Annotated in this window: 13 protein-coding genes; 4 read left to right on the top strand and 9 right to left on the bottom strand. The window is 71.4% G+C overall.

The genetic code is table 11. The features are described from left to right. Window positions 1–12: 12 nt before the first annotated feature. Both CRP50_RS10990 and pal read right to left on the bottom strand, forming a co-directional pair. Complete coding sequence (locus CRP50_RS10990; protein ID WP_141415106.1) at window positions 13–531, bottom strand: hypothetical protein; 519 nt, start codon at window positions 529–531, stop codon at window positions 13–15. A 191-nt stretch (window positions 532–722) separates the two neighbouring features. Further along, window positions 723–1,217: a peptidoglycan-associated lipoprotein Pal gene (pal, locus tag CRP50_RS10985; RefSeq protein ID WP_101613986.1), complete on the bottom strand. Its 495-nt coding sequence runs from the start codon at window positions 1,215–1,217 to the stop codon at window positions 723–725. A gap of 443 nt (window positions 1,218–1,660) precedes the next feature. Here pal and CRP50_RS10980 point away from each other — a divergent pair, with 443 nt between their 5' ends. The 4 genes from CRP50_RS10980 (at window position 1,661) to CRP50_RS10965 (ending at window position 9,716) form a co-directional block, all read left to right on the top strand. Beyond that, window positions 1,661–2,506: a 23S rRNA (adenine(2030)-N(6))-methyltransferase RlmJ gene (locus CRP50_RS10980; protein WP_097279205.1), complete on the top strand. Its 846-nt coding sequence runs from the start codon at window positions 1,661–1,663 to the stop codon at window positions 2,504–2,506. Between the two features lie 156 nt (window positions 2,507–2,662). Continuing rightward, window positions 2,663–4,696, top strand: coding sequence for a methyl-accepting chemotaxis protein (locus CRP50_RS10975; protein ID WP_097279204.1), 2,034 nt, complete (start codon window positions 2,663–2,665; stop codon window positions 4,694–4,696). 196 nt (window positions 4,697–4,892) lie between these two features. After that, entirely contained in the window at window positions 4,893–6,305 is a 1,413-nt protein-coding gene (locus tag CRP50_RS10970; protein ID WP_097279203.1) for a CHASE domain-containing protein, read from the top strand. A gap of 75 nt (window positions 6,306–6,380) precedes the next feature. Next, window positions 6,381–9,716 carry a PAS domain S-box protein gene (locus CRP50_RS10965; RefSeq protein WP_097279202.1) on the top strand — a complete coding sequence of 1,112 codons (3,336 nt, stop codon included), beginning with the start codon at window positions 6,381–6,383 and terminating at the stop codon, window positions 9,714–9,716. 52 nt (window positions 9,717–9,768) lie between these two features. On the opposite strand, the gene ychF is transcribed toward CRP50_RS10965, so the two are convergent. The 7 genes from ychF to CRP50_RS10930 all read right to left on the bottom strand — a co-directional run bounded on the left by ychF (window position 9,769) and on the right by CRP50_RS10930 (window position 15,231). Further along, window positions 9,769–10,872, bottom strand: a complete 1,104-nt coding sequence (gene ychF / locus CRP50_RS10960) for a redox-regulated ATPase YchF (RefSeq protein ID WP_097279201.1) — start codon at window positions 10,870–10,872, stop codon at window positions 9,769–9,771. A 2-nt stretch (window positions 10,873–10,874) separates the two neighbouring features. After that, the gene (pth, locus tag CRP50_RS10955; protein ID WP_097279200.1) at window positions 10,875–11,612 is read right to left on the bottom strand and encodes an aminoacyl-tRNA hydrolase; all 738 of its coding nucleotides are present in this window, start codon (window positions 11,610–11,612) and stop codon (window positions 10,875–10,877) included. 21 nt (window positions 11,613–11,633) lie between these two features. Continuing rightward, the gene (locus CRP50_RS10950) at window positions 11,634–12,248 is read right to left on the bottom strand and encodes a 50S ribosomal protein L25/general stress protein Ctc (RefSeq protein ID WP_097279199.1); all 615 of its coding nucleotides are present in this window, start codon (window positions 12,246–12,248) and stop codon (window positions 11,634–11,636) included. Window positions 12,249–12,418: 170 nt separating this feature from the next. Beyond that, window positions 12,419–12,814: a type II toxin-antitoxin system VapC family toxin gene (locus tag CRP50_RS10945; RefSeq protein WP_097279198.1), complete on the bottom strand. Its 396-nt coding sequence runs from the start codon at window positions 12,812–12,814 to the stop codon at window positions 12,419–12,421. Continuing rightward, on the bottom strand, window positions 12,811–13,062 hold the full coding sequence (locus CRP50_RS10940; RefSeq protein WP_097279197.1) for an antitoxin: 252 nt from the start codon (window positions 13,060–13,062) through the stop codon (window positions 12,811–12,813). The genes CRP50_RS10945 and CRP50_RS10940 overlap by 4 nt, the downstream gene beginning before the upstream one ends. 78 nt (window positions 13,063–13,140) lie before the next feature. Beyond that, window positions 13,141–14,073 (bottom strand): ribose-phosphate pyrophosphokinase, encoded by a 933-nt coding sequence (locus CRP50_RS10935; protein WP_097279196.1) that lies wholly within the window; start codon window positions 14,071–14,073, stop codon window positions 13,141–13,143. Window positions 14,074–14,238: 165 nt separating this feature from the next. After that, a complete protein-coding gene (locus tag CRP50_RS10930; RefSeq protein ID WP_097279195.1) occupies window positions 14,239–15,231 on the bottom strand; it encodes a hypothetical protein in 993 nt (330 codons plus the stop codon). Window positions 15,232–15,240: the final 9 nt, after the last annotated feature.

Genomic DNA, 15,240 nt, shown 5'->3' with positions numbered 1-15,240 from the left:
GGAACGGTGGACTTACTGGGCCTTGGCGGGCGCGTCGGCCGGCTTGGCGTCGGCCTTGGCGGCCGGCGCTTCGGCGGGCTTGGCGTCGGCGGGCTTGGCATCCGCCGGCTTGGCCTCGGCCGGCGCCTTGGCGGCGTCGCCGGTGGCGGCGGGCGGGGCCGCGACGGTCAGCAGCGGACGCGACGACGGCTGCTCCCAGCAGCGCTCGACGCGGTCGTTGACGGGCTCCTCGGCGCCTTCCGGCACGTCGACGGCGCAGCCGAAGGCGGCGGCCAGGTGCAGGGAGGGGCAGTCGAAGGCCTGGTAGAACTCGCGGAACTCGGTCGCGGCGACGACGTCGTCGCGCGACAGCAGCGACACCACCCGCTTGCCCGTGAAGGCGCACTCGGGCGCTTCGGCACGGTTCACCAGGGTGATGGTCCCCTTGGCGGGCTTGCGCTCGGGCACCGGCTGGTCGGCGGCCAGCGCCATCGGCGCGGCGGTCAGTCCGATCAGGGCAAGCGCGGCGAGCGGCGTCGCGATACGGAACATGCGGTACATCCCCAAGATCTGGTCCATCCCGATCCGGGGCCCTTCGCCCCGCTTCCTGCGGAGCGTGTGCCCCATGCCCGCAGGTTTAGGATGGAATAGCGTTTTTTTCGTGGCGGCCGGCCCCCCGCGCCGCCGGGACGGGGAAGCGGGAGACCGGAGCCGGACACGCAGCCTGTACTTCGTGCCGTCGATTACTCGACGACGGAGACGCCGCGACGGTTCTGCGACCAGCAGGCCTCGGCGGCCTCGGTGCAGGTCGGGCGTTCCTTGCCGTAGGAAACGGTCATCAGGCGGGCGCCGTTGACACCCTGGGCCAGCAGGAACTCGCGCACCGAGTTGGCGCGGCGCTCACCGAGGGCCAGGTTGTACTCACGGGTGCCGCGCTCGTCGGCGTGGCCTTCGACGTTCAGCTTGCGCTCGGGGTACTTCTTCAGCCAAGCGGCCTGCTTGCGCAGGGTGTCCTGGGCCACGGGGGCCAGGGCGTAGCTGTCGAAGTCGAAGAACACGCGGTCGCCGACCACGGCCTGGAATTCGGCGGCCGAACCCGGGGCGTAGGACGCCGTCGAGGTCGCGGCGGAGCCGGCGCCGGCACCGGCAGCAGCACCGGCCTCGTCCGAGGTCGAGGAGCAGGCAGCCAGGAGGGCGACGGTCAGGGCGACCGTCGAGGACACGACAAACCGTTTCATCAAAATCTCCAGAGAAAAAAGCGTAAGGCGTGCCCCGCCCGGGCGGAGCGTCTGCATAATGCGTATGACCCCATATTCGCGAAAGTGAAAAATATCAAATCATGGGATCGACTTTATGAAAGTGACGAACCCGTGACAAGCTGGTGAAGAGGCCGGTCTGCGGGCTCGACGAAAGGCATAAAAACCGCGCCGGGCAACGGCTTCGCCACGGGGGCGGGGCGCCTGCGGGCGGCGCCGGAGGGGCCGGCGAAGGCCCGGCGGTACAAGGCGTTCTTCGCGCCGCATCATCCATGGCAGCGAACGATGAGGCACTTGAAATCGGTCCTGCGCAGGATGGGGCGCGACTCGGGGCAGCACTCCTGCCCTGTTCTCCGACGGCCGTCGCGCTATATGCTCCGAGCCGCGAAAAGGCGCAAGCGCCATGCAGGAATCACAGGGCATCCATGAACTACAGGCATATCTTTCATGCCGGCAACTTCGCCGACGTCTTCAAGCACGCGCTTCTCGCGCTCATGGTCGAGTACCTGACGCGCAAGGAAAAGCCGTTCTTCGTGCTCGATACCCACGCGGGACTCGGCGCCTACGACCTCGACTCGGACGAGGCGCGCCGCACCGCCGAAGCGGACGCCGGCATCGGCCGCGTCCTGGCCGCCGAGTCGCCGCCGGCCGAGCTGATGCCCTACCTCGCCATCGTGCGCGCCATGGCCGCCGCCGGTCCGGGGCGCCGCTATCCCGGCTCGCCGCGGGTGGCGCGGGCCCTGATGCGGCCGCAGGACCGTCTGGTGGCGGTCGAGCTGCACCCCGACGACGCCGCGGTGCTGAAGGCGGAGTTCGGCCGCGACCGCCAGGTGAAGGTGGTCCACCTGGACGGCTACACGGCGCTCAAGGCCTATGTGCCGCCGAAGGAACGGCGCGGCCTCGTGCTGGTCGACCCGCCGTTCGAGAAGACCGACGAGTTCGCCACCCTGGTCGACTCCGTGGCCGAGGCGTACCGCAAGTGGCCGACCGGCACCTATGCCCTGTGGTATCCGCTCAAGGGCGGCGGTCAGGTGCCGGCCTTTCACGGCGCGCTCGCCAATGCCGACCTCGGCGACGTGCTGGCGGTGGAGCTGACGGTGGCCCTGCCCGGCCCCGACAACCGCCTGAGCGGCACCGGCCTCGCCGTGGTCAATCCGCCGTGGCTGCTGCAAGACCAGGCGCAGAGCCTGCTGCCGTGGCTGGCGCAAAACCTCTCAGGCGGGAAAGCCGGTACTTGGCGCGTCGAGTGGTTGAGCAAAAAGCCCGGGTAGGTTTCCTACACTTCTTACCGATGCACCTTTTCCCAACTGCCGGATACCCGATTTCTCCGGTTGGCGATCGCCCCCGCCTTTCGTAGCATGCTTGGACAATAAAAAATCCATACCGCCGGACGTTTTACCGGCGGCCGAAAGACAGGGGAGCATGCAATGAAGAGGATCCCGCGCCTGCCGGGCCTTGCCCGGCTCGGCATCCGCGCCAAGATCATCCTCGGCATTTCCACGGTGCTGCTGGTGCTGGTGGGCGTTTCGGGCGCCGCCATGGTCAGCGCCGACCGGACCGGCCGCGAGGTGAACGCCTTCGCCGAGATGGTGGTGACGGAAGAGAACACCGCCCGCATCACCGCCGGCTTCGCCGAGTTGCGCCTGCGCGCCCAGGAATTCGCCGCCACGCGGGACGAGCTGCGGGCCAAGGACGTCGACGCCCTGGCCGCCAGCCTGACGCCGCTGTTCGAGCTGGCGGTCGCCCGCGCCCACGACGACGCCACCCGCGAGACCGCCGAGGGCGCCCAGAAGTCGTTCAAGATCTTCCTCGCCGCCTTCGCCCGCTATGCCGATGCCCAGCGCGACTGGGACCGTCAGGTCGCCGAGGTGCTGCAGCCCAGCTCCCAGACCGTGCTCGACATGATCGCCATCATGGTCGACGACGCCATGATAACCGGCAACAGCGACGCCATCTCCTACCTGCGGCCGGCGCGCGAGCACGCCATCCTGCTGCGTTACAACATCGCCCGCTTCCTCGCCGACAAGGACAACGCCAACGCCGATGCCGCGGCGCAGAACCTGTCTGATCTGGCGACGCCGGTGGACCTCGCCGGGGCGGTGCTGACGGTCGACGAGCACAAGAAGAACTTCGAGACGCTGAAGACGGCCATGCAGCAGACGGCCGAAAGCCTCGCCAGCGTCAAGATGGGTGCGAGCCAGCTGCGCACCATGATGGATTCCTCCCTCGCCGGCCGCGCCCGGGCCCTGCAGTCGTCCGTCGACGCCCTGCAGCAGGCGACGCAGGACGAAGCGGCACGCATCAAGGAAGCCGCCCTGGCCGAAACCCGCACCGCCTCCACCGTCACGCCGGTGGTCGGCGGCATCGGCCTGCTCATCGGCATCGTGCTGGCGGTGGTGCTCGGCACCGGCCTGTCGCGCCCGGTGCGCGCCATGACCGACGCCATGACCCGGCTGGCCGACGGCGACCTCGAGGTGCGCATCCCCGCCCAGGGCCGCGGCGACGAGTTGGGCCGCATGGCCGCCGCCGTGCAGATCTTCAAGGAACACGCCGAAGCCAACCGCCGCCACGAGGCGGAGCGCGAGGAACAGGCCCGCCGCGCCGAAGAGGAACGCCGCGCCCTCATGCAGGGGCTGGCCGACGACTTCGAGAACGCCGTCGGCGGCATCGTCGGCGCCGTGACGGCCGCCTCCAGCCAGATGAAGAGCACCGCCGAGACCATGGCCGAGGCCGCCGCCAGCGCCAGCCGGCAGGCGGAAGCCGTCGCCGTCGCCTCGGAAGAGGCCTCCAGCAACGTTCAGACGGTCGCCGCCGCGTCGGAGGAACTGCACGCCTCCATCGCCGAGATCGGCCGTCAGGTGGCGCAGTCCTCGCAAGTGGCCCACCAGGCCGTGCGCGAGGCCGAGCGCACCGACGCCCTGGTGCGCGGTCTGGCCGACGCCGCCGGCAAGATCGGCGAGGTGGTGGCCCTCATCACCGACATCGCCGAACAGACCAACCTGCTGGCGCTCAACGCCACCATCGAGGCCGCCCGTGCCGGCGACGCCGGCAAGGGCTTCGCGGTGGTCGCCAACGAGGTCAAGCAGCTGGCCAACCAGACCGCCCACGCCACCGGCCAGATCGGCGCCCAGATCGCCGAGATCCAGACCGCCACCAAGGATACGGTGGACGCCATCCAGGGCATCTCGCGCACCATCGGCGAGATCGACTCCATCTCCTCCACCATCGCCGCCGCCGTCGAGGAGCAGACCGCCGCGACGCAGGAGATCGCCCGCAACGTCCAGCAGGCGGCCCACGGCACCCAGGAGGTCAGCAACCACATTGCCGGCGTCACCCGCGCCGCCGGCGAGACGGGCACGGCCTCCGGCCAGGTGCTGACCGCTTCGGAGGAACTCCAGGAACAGGCGCGCCGCCTGGGGCAGGAGATGCAGAACTTCCTCGTGCAGGTGCGCGCGAGCTGACGCCACCACCCCTTCCCCCGGCGTCCGATCGATCGCATCCCCGTGCCGCCCACCCCTCCGGTGGGCGGCACGGTCCGTTTCGGGCAGCGGGGTCGGGCTCCCGCGGATCGACGGAAGTCGTAAATCCTCTATGGGATTGTCGTGTCGACGGCCGACCTCTTAAACTTCCGCGCGATGGGCAGGCGAAGGCGGTGAGATGGCGGCGGTGGAGCAGGGGGAGAGACGCGGCCCGTCGCGGCCGCTGCTGACGGCGCTGCTGGTGGCGGTGCTGACGGCGCTCGCCCTTGCCGGGGTGGAGCGCATGCTCGCCGCATCGCTGACGGCGGCGGAGCGGGCGGCCGTCGTAGACCGCGCCTCCAGCCTGCGCGCCCGCCTGGAGACGGCGGTCAACCGCAACGTCCTGCTGCTGCGCGGCATGGCGGCCACCATCGCCAACCGGCCGGGCCTGAGCGAGCAGGACTTCGCCATGCTGGCCCGCGACCTGGTGACCCAGGGGCGCCACATCCGCAACATGGCCTTCGCCCGCGGCACCGTCATCACCTACATCCACCCGCGCGAGGGCAACGAGTCGGCCATCGGCCTCGACCTGGCGGCGCGGCCCGAGCAGCGCGAGGCCGCCCTGCGCGCCATCGCCGCCCGCGACGTGGTGGTGGCCGGGCCGGTGGACCTGATGGAGGGCGGCGAGGCCTTCATCGGCCGCATGCCCGTGCACCTGTCGCCGCCCGGCGGCGAGCCCCGCAGCGGTGCCTTCGTCGGCCTCGTGACCCTGCCGCTCGACGCCGCCGGCATCTACCACGAGGCCGGCCTCGCCGATCCGGCGACGGAGCTCGCCGTGGCCTTGCGCGGCCGCGACGCCACCGGGGCCGCCGGCGACGTGTTCTACGGCGATGGCGGCCTGTTCGAGTCCGCGCCCGTGCTGCTCGACGTCACGCTGGCGGGCAGCGGCGGCTGGCAGATGGCCGCCGTGCCGGCCGCCGGCTGGGGCACCGGCCGCAAGGGAACCCTGTGGACCGTGCGCGGCCTCGCCGTCTGCCTGGTGGCCGCCGCCGGCGCGCTGGCCTGGACCGGCGCGACGCGGGCGGCCGAGCGGCGGGCGGTGGCCGAGGCGCTGCGCCGCACCGCCACCGTCGACCTCGCCACCGGCGTGCCCAACCGCCGCCACCTGGACGCCGCCGGCGGCGCCGAACTGGCGCGGGCGCGGCGCTTCGGCCACCCGTTCAGCGTCCTCGCCTTGCGACTGGAGGACATCGGCGGCGACGATGCGGCGCCGGGCGACCAACGCGGCGCCGCCGCCGCCGTGCTGCGCGCCGTCGCCGCCTTCGGGCGCCGGGAACTGCGCGCCATCGACACCCTCGCCCGGGTCGACGAGCGGGTGTTCGCCGTGCTCATGCCGGAAACGCCGCAGGCCGCCGCCGCTGCCGTGGCGCGCCGCATCGTGCGGCACTTCGATCTGGTCGGCGTGCCGTGGCGCGACCGCACCCTGCGGCCGCGCTTCGCCACCGCCGCCACCGCCGTGCGCCAGGAGGACGGCGGGTTCGACGAGGTGCTGGCGCGCGCCCTGGCCCGCCTGCAGCGGCCGGTCACCGGGGTCGAGCGCGATGCCGCCTGAGGCGGGGGCGGCGCGGCCGTGCTACTGTTCATTCCGTCGTCTCCCCGTCGCCGCCTCGCCGGAAGGCCCCTGCCCATGACGCGCCGCTCCGACGCCATCCTTCTCGCCGCCGCCGCGACCGCCGTGGGCGGCATTCTGGCTGCGGCCAGCGCGCCGCTCACCGGCGCCGCCGCCGGTCCGGCAGGGGGCGCCGTGGCGTTGGCGGCGGCCGGCTGGCTGGCGGTGGAGGCGGTGCGCTGCAAGCGCCGCATGCGGGTGCAGACACGCCTGCTCGACGGCACCGCCGACGCCGTGGTCGCGGTGACGCCGGCGCGCGTCGTGGTCGCCGCCAATCGGGCGGCGCGCGACCTGTTCGGCGAGGAACCGCCGCTGACCGGCCGCCTGCTGGAAGACATCGTCCCGGGCGCCGGCGAGGCGGCGACGCTGGCCACGCTCGGCACCGAGCGCAACGGCGTGCGCGAGTGCACCGGCCGTGCCCTCGACGGCAGCGACGTCCCCCTGGAGGTGACGGCCCGCACCCTGCACGACGGCATCACCATCCTCGCCTTCCGCGACGCCAGCCAGCGCCACCTCGCCGACGCCGCCCTGCGCCGCAAGCTGCGCGAGCTGGAGAACAACACCCGCCTCCTGCGCGAGATCGAGACGCTGGCGCGCATCGGCTGCTACGACTTCTATCCGGGCGCCGACGAAGCCCTGTGGTCGCGCGAGCTGGAGCGCATCTTCGGGCTGGAGGGCGATCCGGCCAACCCCATCCGCAGCTTCGATGCCTTCCTGGCGCGCGTCCATCCCGACGACCTGCCGCTCATCCTGGCCGACGCAGAGGACCAGACCTGGCGGGAGAAGGAGCGGATGTTCCGCATCGTGCGGCTCGACGGCGAGGTACGGCACATCTTCTCCAAGGGCTACCGCGAGTTCGGACCCGACGGCCGCGTGGTGCGCCTGTTCGGCATCGACCAGGACGTCACCGACCGCGTCGCCGCCGAGGCCGCCCTGCGCGACAGCGAGGAAACCCTGCGGCGGGTGTTCGACAGCGCGCCCGTCCCGCTGGTGCTGGTGGATCAGGCGAGCGGCCGGCCGCTGGCCGCCAATCGGGGCGCCCGCCAACTCTTCGAGGTCGGCGAGGAGGAACTGGGCGGCCTGCGCAGCACCGACTTCTACGACGACCCCGCCGACCGCGACCGCCTGATGGCGACCATCGCGCGCGAGGGCGGCGTCGCCGGGTGGGAGCTGCGCCTGCGCACCCGCAAGGGCCGCACGCTCTGGCTGGAAACCTCCGGCACGCTCATTTCGTATCAGGGACGGCCGGCCTTCCTGGGTGGCTTCGTCGACATCGACGCCCGCAAGCAGGCCGCCGCCGCCCTGCGCGACAGCGAGGACCGTCTGCGCAGCCTGCTCGCCCGCCTGCCGCTGCCGCTGTCGGTGGTGCGCCTGAGCGACGGCCGCATCCTGTTCTGCAACGACCTCGCCGCCGTCTATCTCGGCGTGTCGCCGGCGGATGCGGTCGGCCTGGGCGCGGTCGGCTTCTTCGTCGACCGGCAGGAGTTCGACCGCGTCATGGGGGCGCTGCGCCGCGACCGCTGCCTGCGCGACATGGAGTTCCGCCTGCCCGACGGTCCCGACGGCGCCCGCTGGGGCGTGGCCTCCGCCGTCGCCCTGGAATACGAGGGCGAGGACGCCGCCGTGTCGGTCGGCATCGAGATCACCGACCGCCGCCGCGCCGAGGAGATCCTCGCCCGCGCCAAGGTCGACGCCGAGACCCTCGCGCGCGCCAAGTCCGAGTTCATGGCCGTCATGAGCCACGAGATCCGCACGCCCATGAGCGGCATCCTCGGCATGGTGCAGTTGCTGGCCGGCACCCGCCTCACCAAGACCCAGGCGTCCTACGTCGACACCATCCAGCGGGCCGGCGACACCCTGCTGCGGCTCATGGGCGACATTCTCGACGTCGGCCGCATCGAGGCCGGCACCCTGGCGCTGGCGGAGGCCGACTTCGCGCCGCGCGACCTGCTCGATCGCATCGCCACGCTCATGCGGCCGTGGGCGCTGTCCAAGCGCCTGGAGCTGTCGGTGGAGGTGGCCGACGGCATCCCGCCGCTGCTGCGCGGCGACGAGGGGCGCATCAACCAGCTGCTGTTCCACCTGGTGTCCAATGCCCTGAAGGTCACCGAGCGCGGCGGCGTGCGCCTGCGCATGCGCCCCCTCGGCGCTGCCCCGGCCGGCGGCCTGCGGGTGCAGATCGCCGTCGACGACAGCGGCCCCGGCATCCCCGAGGACCAGCGCGACCGGCTGTTCGAACGGTTCGCCGTGGCCGATGCCTCGGCCGCCCGCCAGCACGGCGGCGCCGGCCTCGGCCTCGCCCTGTGCAAGGGGCTGGTGACGGCCATGGGCGGGCGCATCGGCTTCGACACCATGCCGGGGCGGGGCAGCACCTTCTGGGTGACGCTCGACCTGGGCGAGGGCGAGGCGCCGGCCGATGCGAACGGGGGCGTGGCGGCGGAGGCGCCGCCGGGCGGGCTGCGGGTGCTGCTGGTGGAGGACGACAAGGTCAACCGCATGCTGGCGGTGGAACTGCTGCGGCGGGCCGGCCATCGGGTCAAGGCCGCCGCCGACGGGCTGGACGGCGTCGCCGCCGCCGCCGAGGGCGTCTTCGACCTGGTGCTCATGGACCTGCACATGCCGGGCATCGACGGCGCCGAGGCGATCCGGCGCATCCGCGCCCTGCCGGACACCGCCCGCGCCACCGTGCCCATCGTCGTGCTCACCGCCGACATCACCGAGGAAGGCCGCACCGCCGCCCGCGAGGCCGGCGCCGACACGGTCATCGCCAAGCCGTTCCGCATCGATGTGGTGAACCGGGTGGTGGCCGATCTGCTCGGGCGTCCGCTGCCGCTCGTGCCGCCGCGGGCGACCGCGGACGCCGTCGCCGGGCCGTCGTTGCCGCGGGAACCGGCGCCGCCGCCGCGCGCCGCCCCGCCGCGGGCGCCGGCTCCGCCCGTCCCGGCTCCGGCTCCGGCGGCCGACCGGCCGGCATTGCCGCCGCTGGACCCGCGTCTGGTCCCGTCCGACTCGCTCATCGTGCGGCAGTGGGACGACCTCGGGCCGGAGGCCGTGCGCGGCCTCGTGGAGCTGTTCCGCACCACCACGCCGCCGCGCATGGAGACGCTGGACGCCGCCATCACGGGCGGTGACGCCGCGACGGTCGTCGACGAGGCCCATGCCCTGAAGGGCGCGGCCGGCGTGCTCGGCCTGACGCCGCTGCACCGCCTTTACCAGGAGGTGGAGGGCGATGCCCTGGCGGGCGACCTGGACGCGGTGGCTCAGACCATGCCCGCCCTGCGCCGGACCTACGACGAGACGCTGAGGGCGCTCGCGGCCTTCGACGCCGCACCGGCGGCCGACGGCGTGTCCTGAAACGCAAAACGGCGGCACCCGCGGGTGCCGCCGTTCCTGGAGCCGCGCCGGATCAGACGTTGAACAGGAAGTGCATGACGTCGCCGTCGTGCACCACGTATTCCTTGCCTTCCGAGCGCATCTTGCCGGCTTCCTTGGCGCCCACTTCGCCCTTGCAGGCGATGTAGTCGGCATAGGCGATGGTTTCGGCGCGGATGAAGCCGCGTTCGAAGTCGGTGTGGATCTCGCCGGCGGCTTCCGGGGCCTTGGCGCCCTTGCGGACGGTCCAGGCGCGGGCTTCCTTGGGGCCGACGGTGAAGAAGCTGATGAGGTGCAGCAGCTCGAACCCGGCGCGGATGACGCGCGACAGGCCGGTTTCCGACAGGCCGAGGTCTTCCAGGAAGGCCTGCTTCTCTTCGGCGTCCTCGAGCTGCGCCACCTCGGCCTCGATGGCCGCCGAGATGACGACGCTGGCGGCACCCTGGCGGGCGGCCATCTCGGCCACCTTGGCCGACAGGCTGTTGCCGGTGGCGGCGCTGCTTTCCTCGACGTTGCAGACGTAGAGCACCGGCTTGCCGGTCAGCAGCTGCAGCTGGCGGAAGATCTTCAGGTCGTCGGGCGTGGTCGGCATGGCGACGCGGGCCGGCTTGCCGTCGCGCAGGGCGGCGAGCACGGGCTCCATGACCGCCACCCACTCCTTGGCTTCCTTCTCACCCGACTTGGCCTTCTTCTGCAGCGGCACGATGCGCCGTTCCAGGCTTTCCAGGTCGGCGAGCATCAGCTCGGTCTCGATGGTCTCGGCGTCGCGGATGGGATCGACCGAGCCTTCGACGTGGGTGATGTTCTCGTCCTCGAAGCAGCGCAGCACCTGGACGATGGCGTCGGTCTCGCGGATGTTGGCGAGGAACTGGTTGCCGAGGCCCTCACCGCGCGACGCGCCACGCACCAGCCCGGCGATGTCGACGAACTCGAGCTGGGTCGGGATGATCTGCTTGGAGCCGGCGATGGCCGCCAGCTGCTCCAGGCGGTCGTCGGGCACGGCGACGCGGCCGACGTTGGGCTCGATGGTGCAGAAGGGGAAGTTCGCCGCCTGCGCCGCCGCGGTGGACGTCAGCGCGTTGAACAGGGTCGACTTGCCGACGTTGGGCAGGCCGACGATGCCACAGTTGAAACCCATCTCTACGACGACTCCGTTCCGTTGCTGCCCGAGACCTTCGCCTTGGCCTTCTCGAGCGCGATCTGCAGGGCGTTCTTGCCCGCGTCGGGTTTGTCCGCCGCCACATCCGCCGCCGCCGATGCGGGCGAGGCCGCACCGGCCGGGTCGGCCTTGGGCGGCTTGGCGGGTTTGGGCGGGGCGATGTCCAGCGTGACCTTGTTCATGAACCCGCCTTCGTTGCCCTTCACGAGCACCGGCAGGTGGGTCGCCACCGAGTCGAGCAGCGGCGTCAGCCACGCCTCGTCGGCCTTGGCGAAATCGTGCAGGACGTAGTTGGCCACCTGCTCCTTCTGCGGCGGGCGGCCTACCCCTAAGCGCACGCGCCAATAATCCTTGCCGATGTGCTGGTCGAGCGAGCGCAGGCCGTTGTGGCCGGCATGGCCGCCGCCCTGCTTGACGCGGATCTTGCCCGGCGGCAGCTCGATCTCGTCATAGATGACGATCACGTCCTTGGGCAGGATCTTGTAGAAGCGCAGCGCCTCGCCGACCGCCTGGCCGGACAGGTTCATGTAGGTCAGCGGCTTCAGCACGATCACCTTCTCGCCCGACAGCGTGCCGTCGGCGAGTTCGGCCTGGAACTTGTTGCGCCAGGCCGAAAAAGCGTGGCGGCGGACGATCTCGTCCGCCGCCATGAAGCCGATGTTGTGGCGGTTTCTGGCGTATCCCGCACCGGGATTGCCGAGTCCGACCACCAATCGCATCGGTCGCTCCTTCTGCCGGAGTTACTCGGCGGTCTCGCCCTCGGCCGCGGCTTCGGACTTCAGGCCCGACGGCGCCGCGATGGTGGCGATGGTGAAGTCGCGGTCGGTGATGGTCGGGGCCACACCGGCCGGCAGGGTGACGGCGCTGATGTGGATCGACTCGTTGATGTCGACACCGGCGAGGTCCACGTCGATGGACTCGGGCAGGGCGTTCGCCTTGGCCTTCACCTCGATCTCGTGACGCACGATGTTCAGCACGCCGCCGCGCTTCAGGCCCGGGCAACGCTCCTGGTTGACGAAGTGCACCGGCACCTCGACGACCACTTCGGTCTCGGCGGACACGCGCATGAAGTCGACGGCGATCGGCGCGTCGGTCACGGGATGGAACTGCACGTCGTGCACCATCACGGACTGCGCGGCGGAGTCGCCTTCGATGGTCAGGTCGAACACGCGGGTGGCGAAGCCGGCCTTGTGCATGGCGGCCATCAGCGGGCGCGGGTCGATCGCGACCAGATCGGGGGACTGCTTGTTGCCGTAGACCACGCCGGGCACGAGGCCCTGCCGACGGGTCGCACGGGCTGCCCCCTTACCTGCCCGGTCACGTCGCACGACGTTCAGGGTGTTTTCATTGGCCATTGTCTTGCTCCTAAATGCAGGCCTTACACGTCCCGGGCCTCCAGGGGTGCCCAAGACGCAACGCCCCGCGCTGATGGGCGGGGGCGTTCGAAGGGGGCTATTTATACCGGATGACGGGGGATGGCAACCGGGAATGGGGCGGGGCGGTCGGCAACGGGCTCGTAAGCCCTTTACCAGATCCTCTTCACGCCGAAGGCATCGAAGATCTCTTCGTTGGACGCCAGCGGAATGTTCTCGATCAGGGACTGGCCCATCAGCATCCGATCGAAGGGGTCCCGGTGCGCGCCGCGCAGGGATCCTGCGACTTCAGCGTGCTCCACCGTGATGGCGAGAGGGTCGAAGCCTTCCTGGTCTATGATGCGCAGGATGCCGTCACGTTCGCTCGTCAGCGCTTCGAGCCCCGGCAACTTGCCGATCCGGATCTTGGTGGCGATTTCCCAAACGGAAGCCGCGCTCACGTAGATGACGTTGTCGGGGTCGTCGAGAAGGCGGACTACCGCCGGGCTCAGCTGACGGTCCGCCGCGAGCCACCAGATCAAGGCATGGGTGTCGAGGAGGAGTTTCAATCGTCGCGGCCTTCCCAGGCGCGCAGTTCCTCCTCCGGCAGCGGATCGAAGAAACTCTCGTCCAGGTGGATCTTCCCCTTCAGCGCCCCGAACCGCCGCACGCCGCGCGGCCGCGGCTCCCCCTCCCGCCGCACGAAGCTGCCGACGACGGCGTCGCCGTCCTTCAGCTCCACTTCGTCACCGGCGCGGGTGGAGGCGAGCACCTCCGCCAGTTTCGGGTCCTTCATCTGAACCGTGATCTTGCCCATGACAAACGCCCCATACCGTCCATCGGACAATATGGGGCGTCGCAGGCTGTGGCGTCAAACGGCGCGGGGCCGCCGGCCTCAGTCGAACAGGCTGGAGACCGAGCGCTCGTCGCTGATGCGGTCGATGGCTTCGGCCAGCAGCGGGGCGATGGTGATCTGGCGGATGTTGTCGGCCAGGCGCACGGCCTCGGTCGCCTGGATGGAGTCGGTGATGACCAGCTCCTTCAGCGGCGAGGAGGTGACGCGGGCCACCGCGCCGCCCGACAGCACGCCGTGGGTGACGTAGGCCGAGACGCTGGTGGCGCCGGCGTTCATCAGGGCGACGGCGGCGTTGCACAGGGTGCCGGCGGAGTCGACGATGTCGTCCACCAGGATGCAGTCGCGGCCCTTCACGTCACCGATGATGTTCATCACTTCGGAGACGCCGGCGCGCTCGCGGCGCTTGTCGATGATGGCGAGGTCGGCCTCGATGCGCTTGGCGATGCCGCGGGCACGCACCACGCCACCGACGTCCGGCGACACGACCATCAGGTTGGCGCCCTGGTAGCGGTCCTTGATGTCCTGCACGAACACCGGGGCCGAGTAGAGGTTGTCGAGCGGGATGTCGAAGAAGCCCTGGATCTGGCCCGAGTGCAGGTCCAGCGTCACCACGCGGTTGGCGCCGGCCTGGGTGATGAGGTTGGCCACCAGCTTGGCGGTGATCGGCGTGCGCGGGCCGGTCTTGCGGTCCTGGCGGGCATAGCCGAAGTAGGGCACCACCGCGGTGATGCGGCGGGCGGAGCCGCGGCGCAGCGCATCGAGCGTCACCAGCAGTTCCATGAGGTTGTCGTTGGCCGGATAGCTGGTCGGCTGCACGACGAAGACATCCTCGCCGCGCACGTTCTCCTGGATCTCGACGAAGATCTCCATGTCGGAGAAGCGGCGCACCGTCGCGTGCGTCAGTTCGAGATGCAGATAGGCCGCGATGGCCTCCGCGAGCGGACGGTTGGCGTTGCAGGCGAGGACTTTCATTGCCTTCGGATCCCGGGGCGCAGTGAAGGGGGAAAAACGCTGAAGCCCGGTTGCGGGGCGGCACCGGGCGCGGCGGACTTTATCAACGGCACCCCGGGGTGTAAACCCGTCTTCACGGCCCTGTCACGGTGCCCTGGCAAGCGGTTTTCCGCCGTTCCCGGCGGATCATCCGCCGGCGGCGCCGCGCTCCTGCACCTCGCGCAGCAGCGGCACGATGCCGTCCACCGCCGACCCGGCGATGAGATAGGACAGGTCCGGCCACTGCTCCTCGGCATAGCCCTTCGGCAGCATGTTCTCCTGCTTCACCACGCCGATCTCGGTGCCGTCGGGCGCATGCACCGACCAGACGACGCGGATGTGTTCCTGCTGGTCGCCCGCCACGGGCTTCAGGGTGACGACGGCCGCGACCGTCGCCTGCGCCGCCGCCGCGTCGGCGGTCAGCGGCACGCCGACGTCACGCAGCACCGAGCGCAGCGCGGCGGCCAGCACCTCGTTGTTGCTGCCGCCGCGCGGGGCGCCGCTGACGGCCAGCACCTCGACCCGCGGCAGCACGGCCAGGGCCTCGCGCGGCGGCGGCGGGGCGGTCGGGCCGCCGCCCTGATGCAGGCCCTCGGGCTCGCCGCTCGGCACCGGCACCAGCGCCCGCTCGGCGCCGGCGAAGGCGGCCGCCGCGGCCGCGGTCATGCGGGCGGCGAGGCGCTCCGCCTCGGTCGCATCGGCGGGGGTGCCGCCCCACAGGGCGCCGGTCACGCGGTCGCGCAGGCGATGCAGCATGACGGGCACACCCGCGGAGTCGCGCAACTCCAGCGCGATCTCCACCAGCAGCGTGTCGGAGGCGGGATCGGGCTCCACCGCCAGCACCTGTCCGAACAGACGATGGTCGCCGGGCAGGCCGCCGTCGGGGGTGACGCGGGCCGGCACCTCCTGCGCCGCCAGGCCGGCGGCCAGGGCTTCGGCCAGTTCCTGGGCGAGGAGCGGCGGCAGGCCGGGCACGGGTACGACGGCGACGGTGGTGCCGGTCACCGGCCGGCGGAGGTCCTGCGCGCCGTCGTCCCAGCCGCGCCCGAACGGCCGCGGCGGCTGCGCGCAGGCGGCCAGCAGCAGCACCGCGGCGAAACCCAGGATCGGCGCGACGAGGGGCCGGCGCGGCAGCAGCATGGGCGTGCC

The sequence above is a fragment of the Caenispirillum bisanense genome (assembly GCF_900230255.1).
Lineage (GTDB): Bacteria > Pseudomonadota > Alphaproteobacteria > Rhodospirillales > Rhodospirillaceae > Caenispirillum > Caenispirillum bisanense_A.
This window is presented reverse-complemented; position numbering and strand designations above follow the sequence as displayed.

What these genes read in the sequence shown, in the direction of transcription:
- CRP50_RS10990 (WP_141415106.1), bottom strand. Translation starts at nt 531, where the DNA reads ATGTTCCGTATCGCGACGCCGCTCGCCGCGCTTGCCCTGATCGGACTG.
- pal (WP_101613986.1), bottom strand. Translation starts at nt 1,217, where the DNA reads ATGAAACGGTTTGTCGTGTCCTCGACGGTCGCCCTGACCGTCGCCCTC.
- CRP50_RS10980 (WP_097279205.1), top strand. Translation starts at nt 1,661, where the DNA reads ATGAACTACAGGCATATCTTTCATGCCGGCAACTTCGCCGACGTCTTC.
- CRP50_RS10975 (WP_097279204.1), top strand. Translation starts at nt 2,663, where the DNA reads ATGAAGAGGATCCCGCGCCTGCCGGGCCTTGCCCGGCTCGGCATCCGC.
- CRP50_RS10970 (WP_097279203.1), top strand. Translation starts at nt 4,893, where the DNA reads ATGGCGGCGGTGGAGCAGGGGGAGAGACGCGGCCCGTCGCGGCCGCTG.
- CRP50_RS10965 (WP_097279202.1), top strand. Translation starts at nt 6,381, where the DNA reads ATGACGCGCCGCTCCGACGCCATCCTTCTCGCCGCCGCCGCGACCGCC.
- ychF (WP_097279201.1), bottom strand. Translation starts at nt 10,872, where the DNA reads ATGGGTTTCAACTGTGGCATCGTCGGCCTGCCCAACGTCGGCAAGTCG.
- pth (WP_097279200.1), bottom strand. Translation starts at nt 11,612, where the DNA reads ATGCGATTGGTGGTCGGACTCGGCAATCCCGGTGCGGGATACGCCAGA.
- CRP50_RS10950 (WP_097279199.1), bottom strand. Translation starts at nt 12,248, where the DNA reads ATGGCCAATGAAAACACCCTGAACGTCGTGCGACGTGACCGGGCAGGT.
- CRP50_RS10940 (WP_097279197.1), bottom strand. Translation starts at nt 13,062, where the DNA reads ATGGGCAAGATCACGGTTCAGATGAAGGACCCGAAACTGGCGGAGGTG.
- CRP50_RS10935 (WP_097279196.1), bottom strand. Translation starts at nt 14,073, where the DNA reads ATGAAAGTCCTCGCCTGCAACGCCAACCGTCCGCTCGCGGAGGCCATC.
- CRP50_RS10930 (WP_097279195.1), bottom strand. Translation starts at nt 15,231, where the DNA reads ATGCTGCTGCCGCGCCGGCCCCTCGTCGCGCCGATCCTGGGTTTCGCC.